Source organism: Pseudomonas lactis (genome assembly GCF_001439845.1).
GTDB classification, from domain to species: domain Bacteria; phylum Pseudomonadota; class Gammaproteobacteria; order Pseudomonadales; family Pseudomonadaceae; genus Aquipseudomonas; species Aquipseudomonas lactis.
The window spans coordinates 26,042-44,158 of the sequence record NZ_JYLO01000021.1 but is presented as its reverse complement, the minus strand read 5'-3'; the positions used below and the strand labels follow the sequence as shown (position 1 = coordinate 44,158).

Here is an 18,117-nt window from a genome sequence, read left to right as displayed (position 1 = left end):
CTGGTCAGCAACCTACATCCACCTACGAAATTTCATACAAATGTTTCAGGCATGGCGTTTTCATGAAGAACGCCCGTCTTCTGGGGCCTGCGCTTTATAAATCAAAGACTTGCCAAAGCCCCGAAAACCCTGGGATGCGTGCGTCTTGCCGCATTTTTTTCCAGGAAGATTGTTACCGATGAGCAGCTAATGCATCGATTACTGATGTTTTCTGGCATAATCGCGCCCCCTTACGACCGGGTCAGAAAACCTTCATGATCGATTTATTCAGCGGACTGGATGCTTGGGTTCTCGTGAGCCTGTTGCTCGCCCTGGCCTTTGTCCTCGCCTTCGAGTTCATCAATGGCTTTCATGACACCGCTAACGCGGTGGCCACAGTCATCTATACCAAAGCCATGCCGCCACACTTGGCCGTGTTCTTCTCCGGGGTGTTCAATTTCCTCGGCGTATTGCTCGGTGGTGTCGGTGTCGCCTACGCCATCGTGCACTTGCTGCCGGTGGAGTTGCTGATCAATGTGAACACCGGCCATGGCTTGGCAATGGTCTTCTCGTTGTTGGCGGCGGCAATCACCTGGAACCTGGGCACCTGGTACTTCGGTATCCCCGCCTCCAGTTCCCACACCCTGATCGGCTCGATCCTCGGTGTCGGCCTGGCCAACGCGTTGATCAACGACATCCCCCTGGCTGACGGTGTGAACTGGCAGAAGGCCGTGGATATCGGCGCGTCGCTGGTGTTCTCGCCGATGGCGGGCTTCCTGGTCGCCGCCCTGGTGCTGATCGGCCTGAAGTGGTGGCGCCCGCTGTCGAAGATGCACAAGACCCCGGACCAGCGCCGCAAGCTTGACGACAAAAAGCACCCGCCGTTCTGGAACCGCCTGGTGCTGGTGATTTCGGCCATGGCTGTGAGCTTCGTGCACGGCTCCAACGATGGCCAGAAAGGCATCGGCCTGATCATGCTGGTGCTCATCGGCATCGTGCCGGCGCAGTTCGTATTGGACCTGGGCAGCACCACCTACCAGATCGAACGTACCCGCGACGCCACCCTGCACCTGAACCAGTTCTACCAGCGCAACCACGAGACCCTCGGTGAGTTCCTGGCCCTGGGCAAAAGCGTGAAGGATGACCTGCCGGGCAAGTTCCGCTGCAACCCGCAGCAGACCGAACCGACGATCAACGCGCTGCTGGGCACCCTCAAGGGCGTCTCGGACTACCACTCGCTGACGGCCGACCACCGCATCGAAGTGCGTCGTTACCTGCTTTGCCTGGATGACACCGCGAAGAAAGTCGGCAAGCTGCCAGGCCTGGACTCCCGTGAGAAGTCCGACCTCGACAAGCTGCGCAAAGACCTGACCGCCACCACCGAGTACGCCCCGTTCTGGGTGATCCTCGCGGTCGCACTGGCCCTGGGCCTGGGCACCATGGTGGGCTGGAAGCGCGTGGTGCTGACCATCGGTGAGAAGATCGGCAAGCAAGGCATGACCTATGCCCAGGGCATGTCGGCGCAAATCACCACGGCCACCATGATCGGCTTTGCCAATATCTTCGCCCTGCCAGTGTCCACCACTCACGTCCTGTCTTCTGGCGTGGCGGGCACGATGGTTGCCAACAAGAGCGGCCTGCAAGGTGGCACGGTCAAGACCATCCTGATGGCTTGGGTATTGACCTTGCCAGCGACCGTAGGCCTCTCGGCCGGATTGTTCTGGTTGGCGTCCAAGGCATTGGGCAACTGATAGCCAGCCGGCAATAAAAAAGGTGCGATCCGCGAGGGTCGCACCTTTTTTTATGTTCCAAGCGCACCGTAGTCCACCTGTGGCAAGGCATCTTGCCCCCGTGGCGACCGGACAGCCGACACATACCTACCTGACACCCCGCAGTCAAACTGTGGGAGCTGACTTGCCTGCGATGGCGGCCTGACAGTCAACACAGTTGGGCCGTGTACATATCCATTGCTGCGGTAACGGCCACTTAGGGTTCCGCCCTGACGGCGGCTCACTTTGGAAAAGCCGGAATGCCGGCCCAGCCCAAAGTAACCAAAGGGCTCTTGCCCCACCACTCGGCACCTCGCTTAGGCTCGGTGTGCCCGTAATCCACCAGTGATTTGGGGGGCCGCCGCCACGCGCCATCCATGGCGCGGGACGGCTAAACCGGCATCCCTGCCGGTTCCCCCCCCAAATCCCTGTCGAATTCCGGCCAGCGTGGTTTAACGGGGCGCCTGAGATCAAAAGCAAGATCAAGAGCGGCTCGCATCGCATCGTGGTGACCGTCGGTGGCTACAACCTAGAAAGCTGTGAAGGATCTATAAGCATCGCTGGCAAGCCAGCTCCTACCACTGATGTGCAACTGAATTAAAACGGGATCAGCCGCCGATGATCTTCATGATCGTGGCACCGCCGGAAAACGCCACTTCCTGCTTGTCAGCCAAGGCTTTCATCAACAAGCCCTGCAACGCCGGCAATGCCTGGTGACGAGGTTGATCGAGCAAGTCACCGACATAATGGCGATTGCTGGACGACAGGCACCCATGCAGCCAACCGGTGGAGGACAATCGCAACCGCGAACAGGTGCGGCAGAAGGGTACGCTCTCGTTGGCGATCACGCCGAAGAAGCCCTTGCCCGGCACTTCATAACGTACCGCTGTCGCATCGACGGGCGCGTTGGCTTGCAGATATTCATGTTGCTCGCCGATCAAGCTGAGCAGCTGTTGCAAGCTGACGAACTGTTGCAGGAATGCGTTGGAGTCTTTAGCCAGGTGGCCCATGCGCATCAGTTCGATAAAGCGCAGCTCGTAACCACGCTGCAGGCAGTAATCGAGCAGCGGCATCACCTGGTCCAGGTTCTGGCCGCGCAAAGGCACCATGTTGACCTTGATCTTGATCCCGGCAGCACTGGCCTGATCCATGCCATCGAGCACCGTGGCCAGGTCGCCGCCACGGGCGATGCTGCGGAAAGCGTCGGCATCCAGCGTGTCGAGGGAGACATTGATGCGCCGAATGCCGGCAGCCACCAGCAACGGCAGTTTGCGCGCCAGCAGTTGGCCGTTGGTGGTCAGGCTGATGTCGCTCAGGCCCATCTGCCCTACCGCGCCCATGAAGGCTTCCAGCTTGGGGCTGACCAGCGGCTCACCGCCAGTAATGCGCAAGCGCTCGATACCCGCCGCTTCGATCAGGTAAGCCACGCCCCGGGCCATGGCTTGGGCCGACAGTTCATCCTGGGCAGCCACCAGCCGCTTGCCGTCGGGCACGCAATAGGTACACGCATAGTTGCAGGCTGAAGTCAGGCTGATCCGCAAATTGCGAAAACGCCTGCCTTGACGATCAACGATCATGGATCACTCCGGCAGAGGATAATTCGGGCGCGCTAAAAGCTGACTCATAACTCAGCTTTTAGCAAGGTCCTTGCCTGAGTATATTCCTGGGTTACTGCGCCTGGCAGCAAATCATTGCGCCATCACTGTGGCGAATAACTTACGTGGCAGGGGTTTCGCCGCTCTTCTCGGCGCCCGGCAGTTCCGGGCTGTGCTTGCGCTTGTTGCCCATGCGCACGCCGATGTCCATCAGGAATTGGAAGAAACCTTCCTGATCTTCCAGCACATTGCTCCAGAATGGCGAGTGGTACAGCGCCACAGCGCCATGCACCAGGGCCCAGGCGGCGCAGTAGTGGAAATACGGAGGCACGTCTTCAAGCTTGCCTTCGCTGATACGGCCCTTGATCAGCAGGGTCAGTCGTTCGAAGTTCGAGGCGCGGATCTTGTGCAGCTCCTCGACCATCTCCGGCACTTGGTGACCTTTGACCACCTTCTCTTCCAGGCGGTCGAACAGGCGATAGCGCTGCGGGTCACGCATGCGGAACTCGAAGTAAGCGCGGGACAGGGCTTCCTTGTCTTTGTCGACATCGGCCGAGTGCAGCAACTCGTTCAAATCGCGCTCGTAGTCGAGCATCAGGCGCAGGTAGATTTCGGCCTTGGACTTGAAGTGTTTGTAGATCGTGCCTTTGCCGATACCCACGGCATCCGCAATCATCTCGACGGTGACGCTGTCTTCACCTTGTTCGAGGAACAGCTTGAGCGCGGTGTCGAGAATTTCCTGCTCACGGCGGCGAAACTCACGGACCTTACGGGGTTCTTTGTGCATGAGGAAGAGTCTGCAAAGGTCGGAAATAGGGAGGGTTGCGCAGCGCCATGGATACGTGGCGATACGATTTACCCGATGCGAGGGATTATCCCGACTGAACGGTCGTTGGGCAATGTCTATGTGAACCCGCCAGGCACATAACTTTCAATGCGCCAACGATTTCGTGGTTATCAGTCAGAAATAATACGCAACATCTGAACCCGCCCATCAGCGCAATGAGAACTCAAGCGAAGGCGGCGTATTCCAAATCTGTTTAAAAAACGATCAATCACGACTGGACTGAATGGGATAGTGGTCAATACTTCAACTGTCGGCGCGACATCTCCCCCAAGTGACGCGTCGACCTGGGTACCGACGGACTGCGTGCCCTTGTTTTACTCCTAATGGTCTTAGCCCGGATTCACCCCCCAGAACCCGGGTTTTTTTTGCCTGCGATTCGGCCGCTTTAACCTGCTACGTGAGCCAGCGGGAACAGGCGCTTGAAGTTTTCAGTGGTCTGCTCGGCAAAACGCTCGTAAGGCTCACCGCGCAGCATCGCCAGGTAATCAGCCACGTCACGTACATATTCGGGCAGGTTCGGCTTGCCGCGATGGGGGATGGGTGCCAGGTACGGCGAGTCGGTTTCCACCAACAGGCGGTCGGCAGGCACCTGGCGGGCCACATCGCGCAGCGCGTCGGCATTGCGGAAGGTGACGATGCCCGACAGGGAAATATAGAACCCCAGGTCCAGGGCCGCCTTGGCCATGTCCCAGTCTTCGGTAAAGCAATGAAGCACGCCAGCCTGCGGCAACGCGGCTTCACGCAGCAAGGCCAGGGTATCGGCACGGGCGCCTCGGGTATGGACAATCACCGGCTTGCGCGTCTGCTGGGCGGCTTGCAGGTGCAGGCGGAACGAGGCCTGTTGCAACTCGGCAGCTTCAGGCTCGTAGTGGTAGTCCAGGCCGGTTTCGCCAATAGCCACGACCCGCGGGTGGTTGAGTTCACCCAGTAACCAATCGAGCGCCGGGGCTTCGCCAGGCTTGAGGTCAAGCGGGTGAATGCCCACCGAGCAATCGACGTCGGCGTAGCGATCAGCCAGGGCTTTGACGTCGGCGGCGTTGTCGGCGCTGACGCCAATGCACAGGAAGTGCCCTACCCCACGCTGGCGGGCAGCTTCAAGGGCGGCGTCGAGGGAGCCGCCGTGCTGGGCAAGGTCGAGGCGATCAAGGTGGCAATGGGAATCTACGAGCATAGGAATCAGGGCTTAAGTCACAAAAGAGGTAGGGCCAACGATACACCCGTCGGCCACGGAATTTAACGGCGCCCGAGCAGGCCTACCCACTGCACCAGCAATGCCTCGAGCAACAGCACGCGGTTGAGGTTGGCCTTGCCGAGGACTTTCTGACGCTGGGCGAGGATCCAGTCCTGGATGTTGAGCACTTTGTCCTGGGCACTTTTTTGCGCCAGGTATTGCACGACCTTGCGCATATCCGCCAGGCCCAGGCCGCTCTCATCCTGGGTAAGCTGATAGCGCAGGATCAGGCTGGACCAGTCGCAGAACCAGTCGAACAGCAGCAACAGCGGAATGTCCTTCCAGGCGCTTTCGGCCAGTTGCGTGGCGGACAGTTCCTGCTTGAGTAGTTTCTTCACGCCATCCACGACCAGTGCACGCTGTTCGCGCACGCCCTGGGCCTGCAGCTTCACTGCCGCCAAAGGCGAACCGGCCGCCAGGGTCAGCAACTCGCCGCGTTCTTCCGCGCTGCATTCCGGCAAGGCCTGCGCCAGCCATTGCAGGCTCATGGCTTCGCTGGGCAACGGGCAAGCCTGCTGCACGCAACGGCTGCGAATGGTCGGCAACAAGCGGCTGGACTGGTGGCTCACCAGCAACAGCACGGTATCGCCGGACGGCTCTTCAAGACTTTTGAGCAAGGCGTTAGCCGCGTTGATATTCATCGCCTCGACCGGCTCGATCAGTACCACTTTGCGCCCGCCCATCTGCGCGGTCTGTACCACGAAGCTGACCAGGTCGCGCACCTGGTCGACCTTGATGGCCTTATGCGCTTCCTCGGGTTCCAGCACATAGTTGTCCGGGTGACTGCCGGCCTTGAGCAACAGGCAGGACTTGCACTCGCCACACGCCTCCAGGTTGACTGGGCGTTGGCACAACAGGCTGCCCATCAGGCGTTCGGCGAGGTGGCGTTTACCGATGCCCACCGGCCCATGCAGCAGATAGGCGTGGGCGTGCTGGGCGCGCCCTGCCAGTTGCTGCCAGAGTCCGTCCTGCCACGGGTAGGACTCAGCCACGGTTACGCTCCAACAGGGTGGGCAACAGCGCGTCGATCGCCTGTTGCACCTGGCTCAGCGGCTGGGCGGCGTCCAACAGGTAATAACGTGCGGGCTCAGCCTGGGCGCGCTGCAGAAAAGCACTGCGCACCGCATCAAAAAAGGCCAGGCCTTCCAACTCGAAACGGTCCAGGCGGCCCCGCGCACTGGCGCGGGCCATGCCCACTTCCACCGGCAGGTCGAACAACAGGGTCAGGTCGGGGCGCAGATCGCCTTGCACGAAGGTTTCCAGGGTGGCGATGCGCTCCATGGACAAGCCCCGCCCCCCGCCCTGGTAGGCGTAGGTGGAATCCGTGAAACGATCGCAGATCACCACGGCACCCCGCGCCAGGGCTGGGCGAATCACTTCGGCCAAGTGCTGGGCCCGGGCGGCAAACACCAGGAGCAACTCGGTGTCCGCGTTCATCGGCTCGTCACCCGGGGCCAGCAGGACTTCACGGATGCGCTCAGCCAAAGGCGTACCGCCCGGCTCACGGGTCAGCACCACCTCGATGCCCTGCGCACGCAGGCGCTCGGCCAGGTAGTCACGGTTAGTGCTTTTGCCGGCGCCTTCCGGGCCTTCCAGGGTAATAAACAAGCCAGTCACAGGCAGTCCTTAGTCAGAGTCATTGCGGGCTTTGCGGCGCGGTAGTGTCCGGCGCGGGCTCGATCGGTGCGTCGGGGGTGGGTGCATCGCTGGAAGGTGCCGAATCTTCCAGCGGTTTCACCACCGGGGCCGGGCTGGAACGGTAATCGGCACGGCGCTTGAGCTGGAACTCACGCACGGCGGCATTATGCGCATCCAGGTTATCCGAGAAAATATGGCTGCCATCGCCACGGGCGACGAAATACAGGCTGCTGCCCGGCACCGGGTTCAACGCGGCATGGATCGCCTCGCGGCCGACCATCGCGATGGGCGTAGGCGGTAGGCCGGCGACCATGTAGGTGTTGTAGGGGTTGGCTTCCTTGAGGTGGGCCCGGGTCAATTTACCGTTGTAGCGCTCACCCAGGCCGTAGATCACGGTGGGGTCGGTCTGCAGCAGCATACCGATCTTCAGGCGACGCACAAACACACCGGCAATCTGCCCGCGCTCCTGGGGCACACCGGTCTCCTTTTCCACCAGCGACGCCATGATCAGCGCTTGGTAAGGGTCGGTGTAGGGCGCGTCGGCAGCCCGCTTGCTCCACTCCTGGGCGAGTACATCGTCCAGGCGGTTGTAGGCTTTTTTCAGGAATTCGACATCGGTCATGCCGCGAACAAAACGGTAGGTGTCGGGGAAGAACCGCCCCTCAGGAAACACACCTGGGTGGCCGAGCTTATCCATCACTTCGCTGTCAGTCAGGCCCGCCAGGGTCTGCACGATCTTTTCATGCTTGGCCAGGGCGGTGCGCACCTGACGGAAATTCCAGCCCTCCACCAAGGTCAGGCTGTACTGCACCACTTCGCCGCGCTGCCACAGGCCGATCAAACCCTCAGCGGTAAGGCCCGGACTCATGCGGTACTCACCGCTGTGCAGCGGCTGGCCTTCGAGGTTGAAGCGCCAGTACAGGCGCAGCCAAAAGGCATCGTCGAGCACGCCGTCGGCTTCCAGACGATTGAAGGTGCCCGTCGGCGTAGCGCCAGCGGGTACGTCGAGTAACTGCTCCTGAGGCAGCTTCAGGGGCTGCTTGAGGGCAGAGTCGAGTTTCCAGGCCGAAAAGCCCACGAGCAACGCCGCCGAGACCAGGCTGATCTGCAGCAGTAACACCAGTTTTCGTATCAACTCAAATATCCAATAACGCGCGAACAATGCCCTGCAGTTTACGGGTGAGCGGCCCAACCGGCCAGCTCATCGCAGCGCAGCCACGCACCGGCCAAATGCCATATACGCTGTTGCAGACGAAGACTTCATCGGCCTGTTGCAATTGCTCAATACTGATGTCGGCCACGGCCACCGGGACGCCCAGCGCTTGTGCCTGGGCCAGCACTTCGGCGCGCATTACGCCGGCAACGCCACAACGGCTCAGATCAGCGGTTAGTAACAAGCCGTTGCGCACCAGGAAAAGGTTGCTGAATATGCCTTCGATCACCCGACCAGACATGTCCAGCATCAGGCCTTCGGCATGTTCGGTATCTTGCCATTCGGCACGCGCGATCACCTGCTCCAAACGATTGAGGTGCTTGATACCGGCCAGCAGCGGCTGCTGCGCCAAACGCGTGGCACACGCAAACAGGCGCACGCCTTCGACTTCATGAGTGGGTGGGTAAACAGCGGGCGCACTGCCCTGCAAGATGCGGCGCACCGGCGCGCCAGGGTTGATGCCATAACCGCGCAAGCTGTCGCCACGGGTAAGGATCAATTTGAGAATCCCGTCGCCAAGGGCAGTGGCGAAGGTCAGCACTTCGTGGCGAATCAACCCGTGATCCACCACCAATGCCAAACGCCTGCAACCCTCTTCCAGGCGTTGCAGGTGACGGTCGAGCAGCAACGGCTGCCCGGCCTTGACGGCGATGGTCTCGAAGACCCCATCGCCATACGCCAGGCCGCGATCTTTCAGGGGCACGTTGTCCGCTGGCTGACCGTCGACCCAGCTGTGCATCATTCGGCGAACCGGCGAAACACCAGGGAACCGTTGGTGCCACCGAAACCGAACGAGTTGGAAATCGCCACGTCGATCGGCATGGGTTGCGCTTCGTGGGGCACGAAGTTCAGGTCGCAGCCTTCGTCAGGCTCGTCAAGGTTGATGGTCGGCGGAGCGACCTGATCCCTGATTGCCATCACACTGAAGATCGCCTCGACCGCGCCCGCCGCACCCAACAGGTGGCCGGTCATGGACTTGGTGGAGCTGACTGCCAGCTTGTAGGCATGCTCACCGAACACCGACTTGATGGCCTCGGCTTCCGCCAGGTCGCCAGTCGGGGTCGAAGTGCCATGGGCGTTGATGTACTGCACCTGGTCGGGGTTGACCTTCGCATCGCGCAGGGCATTGGTGATGCAACGCGCAGCACCCGCTCCGTCGGACGGCGGTGAGGTCATGTGGTAGGCGTCACCGCTCATGCCAAAACCGATCAGTTCGGCGTAGATGGTGGCGCCACGCGCCTTGGCGTGCTCCAACTCTTCAAGCACCAGCGCACCGGCACCGTCGGACAGCACGAAGCCGTCACGGCCTTTGTCCCACGGACGGCTGGCACGGGTCGGCTCGTCATTGCGGGTCGACAGCGCACGGGATGCGCCGAAGCCGCCCATGCCCAGGCCGCACGCGGCCATTTCGGCGCCACCGGCGATCATCACGTCAGCTTCGTCGTACGCGATGTTGCGTGCCGCCATGCCAATGCAGTGGGTGCCGGTGGTGCACGCCGTGGCGATTGCGTAGTTAGGTCCCTGTGCTCCCAGGTGGATGGACAGGAAGCCGGAAATCATATTGATGATCGAGCCCGGTACGAAGAACGGTGAAATTCGACGTGGGCCAGTCTCATGCAGCGTACGGCTGGTTTCTTCGATATTGGTCAGACCGCCAATACCCGAACCCATGGCCACGCCGATGCGGTCACGGTTGGCGTCGGTGACTTCCAGGCCAGCGTTACGCACCGCCTGAAAACCGGCAGCCAGGCCGTACTGAATGAACAGGTCGAGCTTGCGGGACTCTTTGATCGAGAGATATTCCTCGACATTGAAGCCCTTTACCGAGCCGCCAAAACGGGTGGAATAGGCAGAAAGGTCCGTGTGTTCGATCAGACCAATACCACTGCGGCCAGCCAGAATGCCCTCCCAACTGCTCGGCACATCCGTACCCAGTGGCGACAACATACCCATACCGGTGACTACGACGCGTCTACGCGACACAGCACTCTCCTTTTTCTAATGACGACACTTTTCATCGCCGCTAAAGAAAAAACCGCACGCCGTTACAGCAGTGCGGTTTTTCCCTGACAGCAAGCGACGACTACAAACTATTACGCCTGGTGGCTAGTAACGTAGTCGATGGCAGCTTGAACAGTAGTGATTTTTTCAGCTTCTTCGTCCGGGATTTCGGTCTCGAATTCCTCTTCCAGAGCCATCACCAGCTCAACGGTGTCAAGGGAATCGGCACCCAGGTCTTCTACGAAGGAAGCAGTGTTGACCACTTCTTCTTCCTTAACGCCCAGTTGCTCGGCGACGATTTTCTTGACGCGCTCTTCGATGGTGCTCATACCTTGTTTAACTCCTAATGGACAAATTCAGGCAGCTGGCCAGTGGGTAAGTGTATAGAAAGCCATTTCAGCTTTTCAACTGAAAGCTTCACCCTGTACCCCGTCGGCCACCTGCCTATAAATTAAGTTGCAGCTTTATAACGGATTTTAGACAGCTCGTATGACATTTTTTTGAAGCGATCCGTCACAATTTAACTCATGTACATCCCGCCGTTAACCGGGATTGTAGCCCCAGTCACGTATGCCGCACCGTCAGATGCCAGGAAAGTGACCACATTCGCGATCTCTTGGGCCTGGCCCAGACGGCCCAGCGGAATCTGCGTCAGCAAGGCTTCGCGCTGTGCTTCCGGCAGTTCGCGGGTCATATCGGTGTCGATGAACCCAGGGGCCACCGAGTTGACCGTAATCGACCGCGAGCCGACTTCACGCGCCAGTGCGCGGCTGAAACCTTCCAGGCCGGCCTTGGCAGAGGCATAGTTTACTTGGCCTGCGTTGCCCATGGCACCCACTACGGAGCCAATATTGATAATTCGACCCCAACGCGCCTTGGTCATGCCGCGCAAAACGCCCTTGGACAGGCGAAACAGACTGTTCAGGTTGGTATCGACCACGTCGTACCACTCGTCGTCTTTCATGCGCATCATCAGGTTGTCACGGGTGATCCCGGCGTTATTCACCAGGATAGCCGGCGCACCGAACTGAGCAGTGATCTGGGCCAGTACGGCAGCCACGGACTCATCGCTGGTCACATTCAGTTCAAGACCGGTGCCTTGCACGCCGTTTTCCTTCAAGGTCGCGGCGATACGCTCGGCGCCCGAGGCGGAGGTGGCGGTGCCGATCACAACGGCGCCCTGACGGCCCAGCTCCAGGGCGATGGCCTGGCCAATGCCACGGCTTGCGCCGGTAACCAGTGCAACTTTACCTTGCAGACTCATGCAGGCTTCTCCTAAGTACGGGATTCAGGCCAGTGCCGCGCGAGCGGCAGCGAAGGCTTCAGGGGTATTGAGGTTGGCGGTCGACACACCGTCGGCGCAGCGCTTGTTCAAGCCGGCCAGGACTTTGCCCGGGCCGCACTCGACCAGTTCGGTGGCACCGTTGGCGGCCAGGGTCTGGACCGATTCAACCCAGCGCACCGGCTTGTACAGTTGCTCCAGCAGGTCGCGCTTGAGGGTGTCGAGGTCGCCGGCCACGGCCGCGCTGACGTTCTGCACCAGCGGGATCTGCGGCGCCTGCCAGTTGATGGCCGCGATAGACTCGGCAAAACGCTCGGCAGCCGGGCGCATCAGTTCGCAGTGGGACGGTACGCTCACCGGCAATGGCAACGCTCGCTTGGCGCCACGGGCCTTGCAACCTTCGATGGCACGCTCGACAGCTGCCTTGGCGCCGGCGATCACCACCTGACCTGGGGAGTTGAAGTTCACCGCGCTGACCACTTCGCCTTGCGCCGCTTCGGCGCAGGCCTCGATCACCACCGCGTCGTCCAGGCCCAGGATAGCGGCCATGCCGCCCTGCCCGGCCGGAACGGCTTCTTGCATCAGTTGACCACGACGCTCGACCAGCTTGACCGCTTCAGCCAAGGTCAGGCTGCCCGCAGCCACTAGGGCGCTGTACTCGCCCAGGCTGTGACCCGCGACGAATGCAGGGCGGGCGCCGCCTTCTGCCAGCCACAAGCGCCACAGGGCGATCGAGGCGGTCAGGATGGCCGGCTGGGTTTTATCGGTTTGGTTGAGCAGCGCTTCCGGCCCTTGCTGGGTCAGTGCCCACAGGTCGTAACCCAGGGCGTCGGAAGCTTCCTTGAAGGTGTCCAGGATCAGCGGAAATTGCGCGCCCAGCTCGGCCAACATGCCGAGGGACTGCGAACCCTGCCCTGGAAAGACGAATGCGAGGGATGTAGACATGTAACAAGCCCCTAATGATCTGGTCGTCAAAAATGCTCGCGCCTACGGTGGGAGCGAACGAAACTGACAGATTGGATGGTCAATTGAACTGGCCGGTCACATTTAAGCACTCCCGGGCCAATTCGCCTAAGGCAACAGATCCTCAAGACGGCCGTGCAAGCGTTGCGGCAGGTTCTCTTGAATCTCGATCAGGGCCCGCGCAATTGCACTTTGAAAGCCCAGCACACCGGCCGAACCGTGGCTTTTCACCACAATACCCTGCAAGCCAAGAAAGCTTGCACCGTTGTGCCGTGCCGGCGCCAAGTCGGCCTGCAGGCGTCGCATCAGGGGCAGCGCGAGGGCACCCACCATACGTGACGCCAGGTTGCGCTTGAATAAAGCTTCAATACGCGTGGCAATCATAGTTGCCAGGCCTTCGCTGGACTTGAGCAGGATATTACCGACAAAGCCGTCGCACACCACCACGTCAGCTTCGCCGCGGTACAAACCATCACCCTCGACAAAGCCGATGTAGTTCAAACCCCGCGCGCCTTGCAACAAGGTGGCGGCAAGCTTGACCTGCTGGTTGCCCTTGATGTCCTCGGTACCGATATTCAGCAGGGCCACCCTGGGTCGGGCTACGCCGAGCGCCTCGGCGGCCACCGAACCCATTATGGCGAACTGCAACAGGTGCTCGGCGCTGCAATCGACATTGGCGCCCAGATCCAGCAGTTGGCAATAGCCCTTCTGCGTCGGGATCGCCGCCACCATGGCCGGCCGATCAATACCCGGCAAGGTTTTGAGCACATGCCGCGACAAGGCCATCAACGCGCCCGTGTTGCCGGCACTGACGCAGGCTTGCACCTTGCCATCACGCAACAACTCAAGGGCCACCCGCATTGAAGAATCGGGTTTGCCACGCAGGGCAACCGCCGGCTTTTCATCCATGCCAATGGTTTCGCTGGCTGGCGTAATCGTCAGGCGCGCGCGATCCACCGCCGGATGGCTGGCAATCAGTTCTTCAAGTAGGGAGGGTTGACCGACGAGGGTCAGGTGCAGCGAGGGCGTGGCAGACAGGCTGGCAATGCAGGCCTGAACAATGCTGCGGGGACCGAAGTCCCCGCCCATTGCGTCAATCGCGATGACTTGAGCAGACAAGTGATTACTCGTCAGCGCCCTTGTCGATCACTTTACGGCCACGGTATACGCCTTCTGGCGATACGTGGTGACGCAGGTGAACTTCACCAGTGGTCTTTTCCACAGACAGGGTGCTAGCCTCGAGAGCGTCGTGCGAACGGCGCATGTCACGGGCGGAGCGGGATTTTTTGTTCTGCTGAACAGCCATAATTGATTAACTCCTAAACGTTTGGGTCACGCTTTAACTGCGCCAATACACTGAACGGGTTGGACCGCGTTACCTCGTCCTCGCTCGGCTCGGCCTCGTCATCGAGACCCTCCGGCTGCTGGCATTCTTCCGGATGATGAGCAGGCACAATGGGCAAGGCGAGCAAAAGCTCCTCCTCGATCAGTGCATGCAGATCCAATGGATCTTCGCCCAGTTCCAGCACGTCATAACCTTTCGGCAACGACTGGGTATTCGCACCCTCTTTCACCACAGCATAACTGCATTCGCTGTGGATCGGCAGGGTGACCAGCTCAAGACAACGCTGGCAAACCATTTTGACTTCGGTGTCGATAACGCTGTGGATTACCACAGATTTACGTTCATCTCGTTCAAAAACGAATTTCGCCTGCACCGTACCGACAGTGTCGGAAAGCGGGTCGCAGAGTCTCTCCAAATCGGCCAGCAGCACTTCACCTTGAAGGGTGGTGCCACGATCAGCCAATTTGCGCGGGTCAACGTGAGGTGGAATCGGGTCATTCAACATAGGCGCAGCATTATAGGGATGCACCCGGCCATGTCAAAGGAAATTCAGCCCTGTGCGTCAGCCGGTCACGTCGCTAGAATCGGCGACTGCCTTGAGGAGACGTATATGCTGCCTTTATTACTCGCGTCCAGCTCGGTCTATCGCCGGGAATTACTGAGCCGCCTGCACCTGCCATTCACCTGCAGCTCGCCGGATATCGACGAAAGCCACCGCCCGGATGAGTCCGCCATCGAACTGGTCAAGCGCCTGGCCGAGCAAAAAGCCCGTGCCCTCGCCGCCAGCCATCCGGGCCATTTAATCATTGGCTCGGATCAGGTCGCTGCACTGCAAGGCCGAATCATCGGCAAGCCCCACACCTTCGAAAACGCCCGCGAGCAACTGCTGGCCGCCAGCGGCAAGCGCGTGAGCTTCCTTACTGGCCTGGCACTGCTCAACAGCGAGACTGGGCACTGCCAGGTGGACTGCGTGCCGTTCACAGTACACATGCGCGAACTGGATGCAGAACGTATTGAGCGCTACCTGCGGATCGAGCAGCCTTATGACTGTGCGGGCAGCTTCAAGGCAGAGGGACTGGGTGTGAGCTTATTCCAGAGCACGGACGGGCCGGATGCGACCAGCCTTATAGGACTGCCACTGATTCGGCTGGTGGACATGCTGCTGACCGAAGGCGTGAAAATCCCTTAAGAACACTGCAAAACCAAATGTGGAAGCGGGCTTGCTCGCGAAAGCGGAGTGTCAGCCAATACAAGTGCGACTGATCCAGCGCCTTCGCGAGCAAGCCCGCTCCCACATTTTGAGCTATGTCAGCCTTCAGGTTTCAGCGCAGGGACGGCCCCTGGAAGCCCATATACAGAGCTAGCTTCTCCGCCACACTGGCACCGAGCTTCTTGGAGAAGCGATCAAACGGCGATTCCTCAACCGTAAAATCCACCAACTCCTTCTCACCCACCACATCCCGCGCCACCGAACTGGCACTGCCCAGGCCATCGATCAGGCCCAGCGGCAACGCCTGTTCACCCGACCAGACCAGGCCGGAGAACAGCTCTGGATGGTCTTTATCCTTCAGACGATCCCCACGGCCCTGCTTGACGCTGGCGATGAACTGACGATGAGTAGTGTCGAGAACGCCCTGCCAGAACGCGGTTTCATCCGCCTTCTGCGGCTGGAAAGGATCGAGGAACGACTTGTGCTCACCCGAGGTGTAGGTGCGACGCTCTATCCCCAGCTTCTCCATAGCACCGACAAAACCGTAACCGGCCGCGGTCACACCAATAGAACCCACCAGGCTGGCCTTGTCGGCATAGATCTGGTCTGCGGCACTGGCAATGTAATAGGCGCCCGAGGCACCCAGGTCGGAGATCACGGCATAGAGCTTGGTATCCGGATGCAAGGCGCGCAGACGACGAATCTCGTCATACACATAGCCCGACTGCACCGGGCTGCCGCCTGGGCTGTTGATACGCAGGACCACGCCTTTGACCTTGGGGTCCTCAAAGGCCGCGCGCAGGCTGGTGACGATATTGTCGGCACTGGCGGGCTCCTTGTCGGCAATCACGCCGCGCACCTCGATCAAGGCGGTGTAATGACTGCCGCGGGTGGCGCTCTTTTCCATGTCCATCAGCGGGCTGAACAGCGCCAGCATCCCAAGCAGGTACACAAAGGTCAGCAGCTTGAAGAAAATCCCCCAGCGCCGCGAACGCCGCTGTTCCTGGACGCTGGCCAGGAGGGTCTTTTCCAGCAGCTTCCAGCTTTTATCATCACTGCTCTCGGCCTTTTCAGGCGCTTTCCACTCGTCACTCATGCCATCAACCCCAGCAAAGACTTATCGGGCCCGGCTGAGCCAGGCCTGCAGTTCGGAAAAATGATCAATCGTCAGTTTCGGTTCGTATTGCTGCAATGCCTCGGCAGACTGGGCGCCGTAGCTGACGGCGACGCTGTCCATGCCCGCATTGCGCGCCATCATCAGGTCGAAAGACGCATCGCCCACCATCAATGCCTCACGTGGCTTTACGCCACAGTGTGCAAGGATCTGCTCCAGCATCAACGGGTGGGGCTTGCTGGCGGTTTCATCCGCAGCGCGGGTGATATCAAAGTAATCTTCCCAGCCGTGGGCCTTGAGCACACGGTCCAGGCCGCGACGAGCCTTGCCGGTGGCGACAGCCAGGTGATACCCCAGGGCACGAAACGCTTCCAGCGATTGCACCACGCCTTCAAACAGCGGCGAAGGCGTAGCTTCCAGCGCGATGTAGTGGTCGGCGTAGTGCTCGCGAAACGCTACCAGCTCGGCGTCGCTGATGTCGGGGTACAGGGTGCGAATGGCTTCAGGCAAGCCCAGGCCGATAATGCCCTTGACTGCCAGGTCCGTGCACAACTCATAGCCCGAGCGGGTCGAGGCCATGTGCATGGACTCGACGATGCGGCCAATGGAATTGGCCAGCGTCCCGTCCCAATCGAAGATCAGCAGCTTGTAGTCAAGGTGCGACACTCAAACGCTCCACGGTCTTGGCCCACATTTCATCGACCGGCGCCTGCAGTTTCAGCTCGCCGCCATCGGGCAGCGGCACGGTGAGCATGTAGGCGTGCAGGAAAAGCCGCTTACCGCCCAGATCGCGAATTTCCTTGGAGAAATCCTCGTCGCCGTACTTGGTGTCACCGGCGATGCAGTGACCTGCATGCAGGGTGTGCACCCGAATCTGGTGGGTGCGCCCGGTCACCGGCTTGGCCTCGACCATGGTGGCAAAGTCCCCGAAGCGGCGCAGCACCTTGAACAGGGTCAGGGCTTCTTTGCCCTCCTCATCCACTTCGACCATGCGCTCGCCGGAGCGCAGGTTGCTCTTTTGCAACGGCGCACGCACGCTCTTGATCGAGCTGGCCCAGTTGCCGCGCACCAGCGCCATGTAGCGTTTGTCCACGCCATCGCCACGCAGGGCGGTGTGCAGATGGCGCAACATGCTGCGCTTCTTGGCGATCATCAGCAGGCCAGACGTGTCGCGGTCCAGGCGATGAACCAACTCCAGCTCCTTGCAATCGGGGCGCAACTGACGAAAGGCTTCGATCACGCCGAAGTTCAAGCCACTGCCACCGTGAACCGCAATGCCACAGGGCTTGTTGATCACGATCAGCTTGTTGTCTTCGAACACAATCGACGCTTCCAGGCGCTGCAAGAGGCCTTGGGCCAGCGGTACCGGCTCGTCGCGCTCAGGCACGCGCACGGGCGGCACACGGACGATATCGCCCGCCTGCAGCTTGTATTCAGGCTTGATGCGCCCCTTGTTCACGCGCACTTCGCCTTTACGCAAGATGCGGTAAATCAAGGTCTTGGGCACGCCTTTGAGCCTGGCCAGGAGAAAATTGTCGATGCGTTGGCCGGCATATTCCGGCGAGACCTCAAGCAGCTGGACGCTGGGGGTCGGGGGGGCGGTAGTCGTCATGGCGGCGATGATAACAATTTTTTATGGAATTGAAGCACTTAATCATTACTGCTATAGTCGCGAACGCCGCCAAAAGCGGCCTGGACAGAGGACATGCGGCAAACTGCCGGCCCTGACCATCGCAATTCATCAGGACGCGAGGCCGTCCTACGGGGCTTTCGCCACCCAGGAAGGCTCAAGATTGTAACAAGCGCAGGTGACATGAGGCCTGAAGCGAGTGCAGAAAGCAGAGTGAATACTCGCCTTTTGCGCCGATATTTACGGCCAGTTCACAAAGTGCAGTCAGTTTTGAGCCAGACCATGGCGAATGCTTCGGAA

General features: G+C 60.2%; 19 protein-coding genes. 2 read left to right on the top strand and 17 right to left on the bottom strand.

Going from position 1 to position 18,117, the window contains the following annotated elements; genetic code table 11:
• Positions 1-254 precede the first annotated feature (254 nt).
• Positions 255-1,730, top strand: a complete 1,476-nt coding sequence (locus TX24_RS28095) for an inorganic phosphate transporter (protein ID WP_003189291.1) — start codon at positions 255-257, stop codon at positions 1,728-1,730.
• Positions 1,731-2,356: 626 nt separating this feature from the next.
• On the opposite strand, the gene TX24_RS28090 is transcribed toward TX24_RS28095, so the two are convergent.
• The 14 genes from TX24_RS28090 to TX24_RS28025 all read right to left on the bottom strand — a co-directional run bounded on the left by TX24_RS28090 (position 2,357) and on the right by TX24_RS28025 (position 14,368).
• Complete coding sequence (locus TX24_RS28090) at positions 2,357-3,325, bottom strand: GTP 3',8-cyclase MoaA (RefSeq protein ID WP_003189288.1); 969 nt, start codon at positions 3,323-3,325, stop codon at positions 2,357-2,359.
• Between the two features lie 139 nt (positions 3,326-3,464).
• Positions 3,465-4,130 carry a TetR/AcrR family transcriptional regulator gene (locus TX24_RS28085; protein ID WP_003189287.1) on the bottom strand — a complete coding sequence of 222 codons (666 nt, stop codon included), beginning with the start codon at positions 4,128-4,130 and terminating at the stop codon, positions 3,465-3,467.
• Between the two features lie 445 nt (positions 4,131-4,575).
• Positions 4,576-5,361, bottom strand: a complete 786-nt coding sequence (locus TX24_RS28080; protein ID WP_003189285.1) for a TatD family hydrolase — start codon at positions 5,359-5,361, stop codon at positions 4,576-4,578.
• A 62-nt stretch (positions 5,362-5,423) separates the two neighbouring features.
• A complete protein-coding gene (locus TX24_RS28075; RefSeq protein ID WP_057711889.1) occupies positions 5,424-6,413 on the bottom strand; it encodes a DNA polymerase III subunit delta' in 990 nt (329 codons plus the stop codon).
• Positions 6,406-7,038 carry a dTMP kinase gene (tmk, locus tag TX24_RS28070; protein ID WP_003189281.1) on the bottom strand — a complete coding sequence of 211 codons (633 nt, stop codon included), beginning with the start codon at positions 7,036-7,038 and terminating at the stop codon, positions 6,406-6,408. The genes TX24_RS28075 and tmk overlap by 8 nt, the downstream gene beginning before the upstream one ends.
• Before the next feature lie 19 nt (positions 7,039-7,057).
• Positions 7,058-8,194 (bottom strand): endolytic transglycosylase MltG, encoded by a 1,137-nt coding sequence (gene mltG / locus TX24_RS28065; RefSeq protein ID WP_003189280.1) that lies wholly within the window; start codon positions 8,192-8,194, stop codon positions 7,058-7,060.
• Position 8,195: 1 nt separating this feature from the next.
• Positions 8,196-9,011 carry an aminodeoxychorismate lyase gene (gene pabC, locus TX24_RS28060; RefSeq protein WP_034134970.1) on the bottom strand — a complete coding sequence of 272 codons (816 nt, stop codon included), beginning with the start codon at positions 9,009-9,011 and terminating at the stop codon, positions 8,196-8,198.
• Positions 9,011-10,255, bottom strand: a complete 1,245-nt coding sequence (gene fabF, locus TX24_RS28055; protein WP_003189277.1) for a beta-ketoacyl-ACP synthase II — start codon at positions 10,253-10,255, stop codon at positions 9,011-9,013. The genes pabC and fabF overlap by 1 nt, the downstream gene beginning before the upstream one ends.
• 110 nt (positions 10,256-10,365) lie before the next feature.
• Positions 10,366-10,602, bottom strand: a complete 237-nt coding sequence (gene acpP, locus TX24_RS28050; RefSeq protein WP_003175607.1) for an acyl carrier protein — start codon at positions 10,600-10,602, stop codon at positions 10,366-10,368.
• A 191-nt stretch (positions 10,603-10,793) separates the two neighbouring features.
• Positions 10,794-11,537 carry a 3-oxoacyl-ACP reductase FabG gene (gene fabG / locus TX24_RS28045; RefSeq protein WP_003189275.1) on the bottom strand — a complete coding sequence of 248 codons (744 nt, stop codon included), beginning with the start codon at positions 11,535-11,537 and terminating at the stop codon, positions 10,794-10,796.
• A gap of 24 nt (positions 11,538-11,561) precedes the next feature.
• A complete protein-coding gene (gene fabD / locus TX24_RS28040) occupies positions 11,562-12,500 on the bottom strand; it encodes an ACP S-malonyltransferase (RefSeq protein ID WP_034134932.1) in 939 nt (312 codons plus the stop codon).
• A 126-nt stretch (positions 12,501-12,626) separates the two neighbouring features.
• A complete protein-coding gene (gene plsX / locus TX24_RS28035) occupies positions 12,627-13,637 on the bottom strand; it encodes a phosphate acyltransferase PlsX (protein ID WP_003189271.1) in 1,011 nt (336 codons plus the stop codon).
• Positions 13,638-13,641: 4 nt separating this feature from the next.
• Complete coding sequence (gene rpmF / locus TX24_RS28030; RefSeq protein WP_003179396.1) at positions 13,642-13,824, bottom strand: 50S ribosomal protein L32; 183 nt, start codon at positions 13,822-13,824, stop codon at positions 13,642-13,644.
• Between the two features lie 13 nt (positions 13,825-13,837).
• The gene (locus tag TX24_RS28025; protein WP_003175611.1) at positions 13,838-14,368 is read right to left on the bottom strand and encodes a YceD family protein; all 531 of its coding nucleotides are present in this window, start codon (positions 14,366-14,368) and stop codon (positions 13,838-13,840) included.
• A gap of 105 nt (positions 14,369-14,473) precedes the next feature.
• Here TX24_RS28025 and TX24_RS28020 point away from each other — a divergent pair, with 105 nt between their 5' ends.
• On the top strand, positions 14,474-15,052 hold the full coding sequence (locus TX24_RS28020; protein ID WP_003189269.1) for a Maf family protein: 579 nt from the start codon (positions 14,474-14,476) through the stop codon (positions 15,050-15,052).
• Between the two features lie 133 nt (positions 15,053-15,185).
• Here the strand turns inward: TX24_RS28020 and TX24_RS28015 are convergent, their stop codons facing one another.
• The 3 genes from TX24_RS28015 to rluC are packed head-to-tail and all read right to left on the bottom strand — an operon-like array spanning position 15,186 to position 17,799.
• Positions 15,186-16,169 (bottom strand): S49 family peptidase, encoded by a 984-nt coding sequence (locus TX24_RS28015; RefSeq protein WP_003189267.1) that lies wholly within the window; start codon positions 16,167-16,169, stop codon positions 15,186-15,188.
• A 21-nt stretch (positions 16,170-16,190) separates the two neighbouring features.
• Positions 16,191-16,853, bottom strand: a complete 663-nt coding sequence (locus tag TX24_RS28010; RefSeq protein WP_003189266.1) for an HAD-IA family hydrolase — start codon at positions 16,851-16,853, stop codon at positions 16,191-16,193.
• Entirely contained in the window at positions 16,840-17,799 is a 960-nt protein-coding gene (gene rluC, locus TX24_RS28005) for a 23S rRNA pseudouridine(955/2504/2580) synthase RluC (RefSeq protein WP_003189264.1), read from the bottom strand. Before rluC ends, TX24_RS28010 begins: the two co-directional genes overlap by 14 nt.
• Positions 17,800-18,117: the final 318 nt, after the last annotated feature.

Bases quoted from the DNA above. Each gene is read 5' to 3' on its own strand.
- TX24_RS28095 (WP_003189291.1), top strand. From the start codon at position 255: ATGATCGATTTATTCAGCGGACTGGATGCTTGGGTTCTCGTGAGCCTG.
- TX24_RS28090 (WP_003189288.1), bottom strand. From the start codon at position 3,325: ATGATCGTTGATCGTCAAGGCAGGCGTTTTCGCAATTTGCGGATCAGC.
- TX24_RS28085 (WP_003189287.1), bottom strand. From the start codon at position 4,130: ATGCACAAAGAACCCCGTAAGGTCCGTGAGTTTCGCCGCCGTGAGCAG.
- TX24_RS28080 (WP_003189285.1), bottom strand. From the start codon at position 5,361: ATGCTCGTAGATTCCCATTGCCACCTTGATCGCCTCGACCTTGCCCAG.
- pabC (WP_034134970.1), bottom strand. From the start codon at position 9,011: ATGCACAGCTGGGTCGACGGTCAGCCAGCGGACAACGTGCCCCTGAAA.
- acpP (WP_003175607.1), bottom strand. From the start codon at position 10,602: ATGAGCACCATCGAAGAGCGCGTCAAGAAAATCGTCGCCGAGCAACTG.
- fabG (WP_003189275.1), bottom strand. From the start codon at position 11,537: ATGAGTCTGCAAGGTAAAGTTGCACTGGTTACCGGCGCAAGCCGTGGC.
- fabD (WP_034134932.1), bottom strand. From the start codon at position 12,500: ATGTCTACATCCCTCGCATTCGTCTTTCCAGGGCAGGGTTCGCAGTCC.
- rpmF (WP_003179396.1), bottom strand. From the start codon at position 13,824: ATGGCTGTTCAGCAGAACAAAAAATCCCGCTCCGCCCGTGACATGCGC.
- TX24_RS28025 (WP_003175611.1), bottom strand. From the start codon at position 14,368: ATGTTGAATGACCCGATTCCACCTCACGTTGACCCGCGCAAATTGGCT.
- TX24_RS28020 (WP_003189269.1), top strand. From the start codon at position 14,474: ATGCTGCCTTTATTACTCGCGTCCAGCTCGGTCTATCGCCGGGAATTA.
- TX24_RS28015 (WP_003189267.1), bottom strand. From the start codon at position 16,169: ATGAGTGACGAGTGGAAAGCGCCTGAAAAGGCCGAGAGCAGTGATGAT.
- rluC (WP_003189264.1), bottom strand. From the start codon at position 17,799: ATGACGACTACCGCCCCCCCGACCCCCAGCGTCCAGCTGCTTGAGGTC.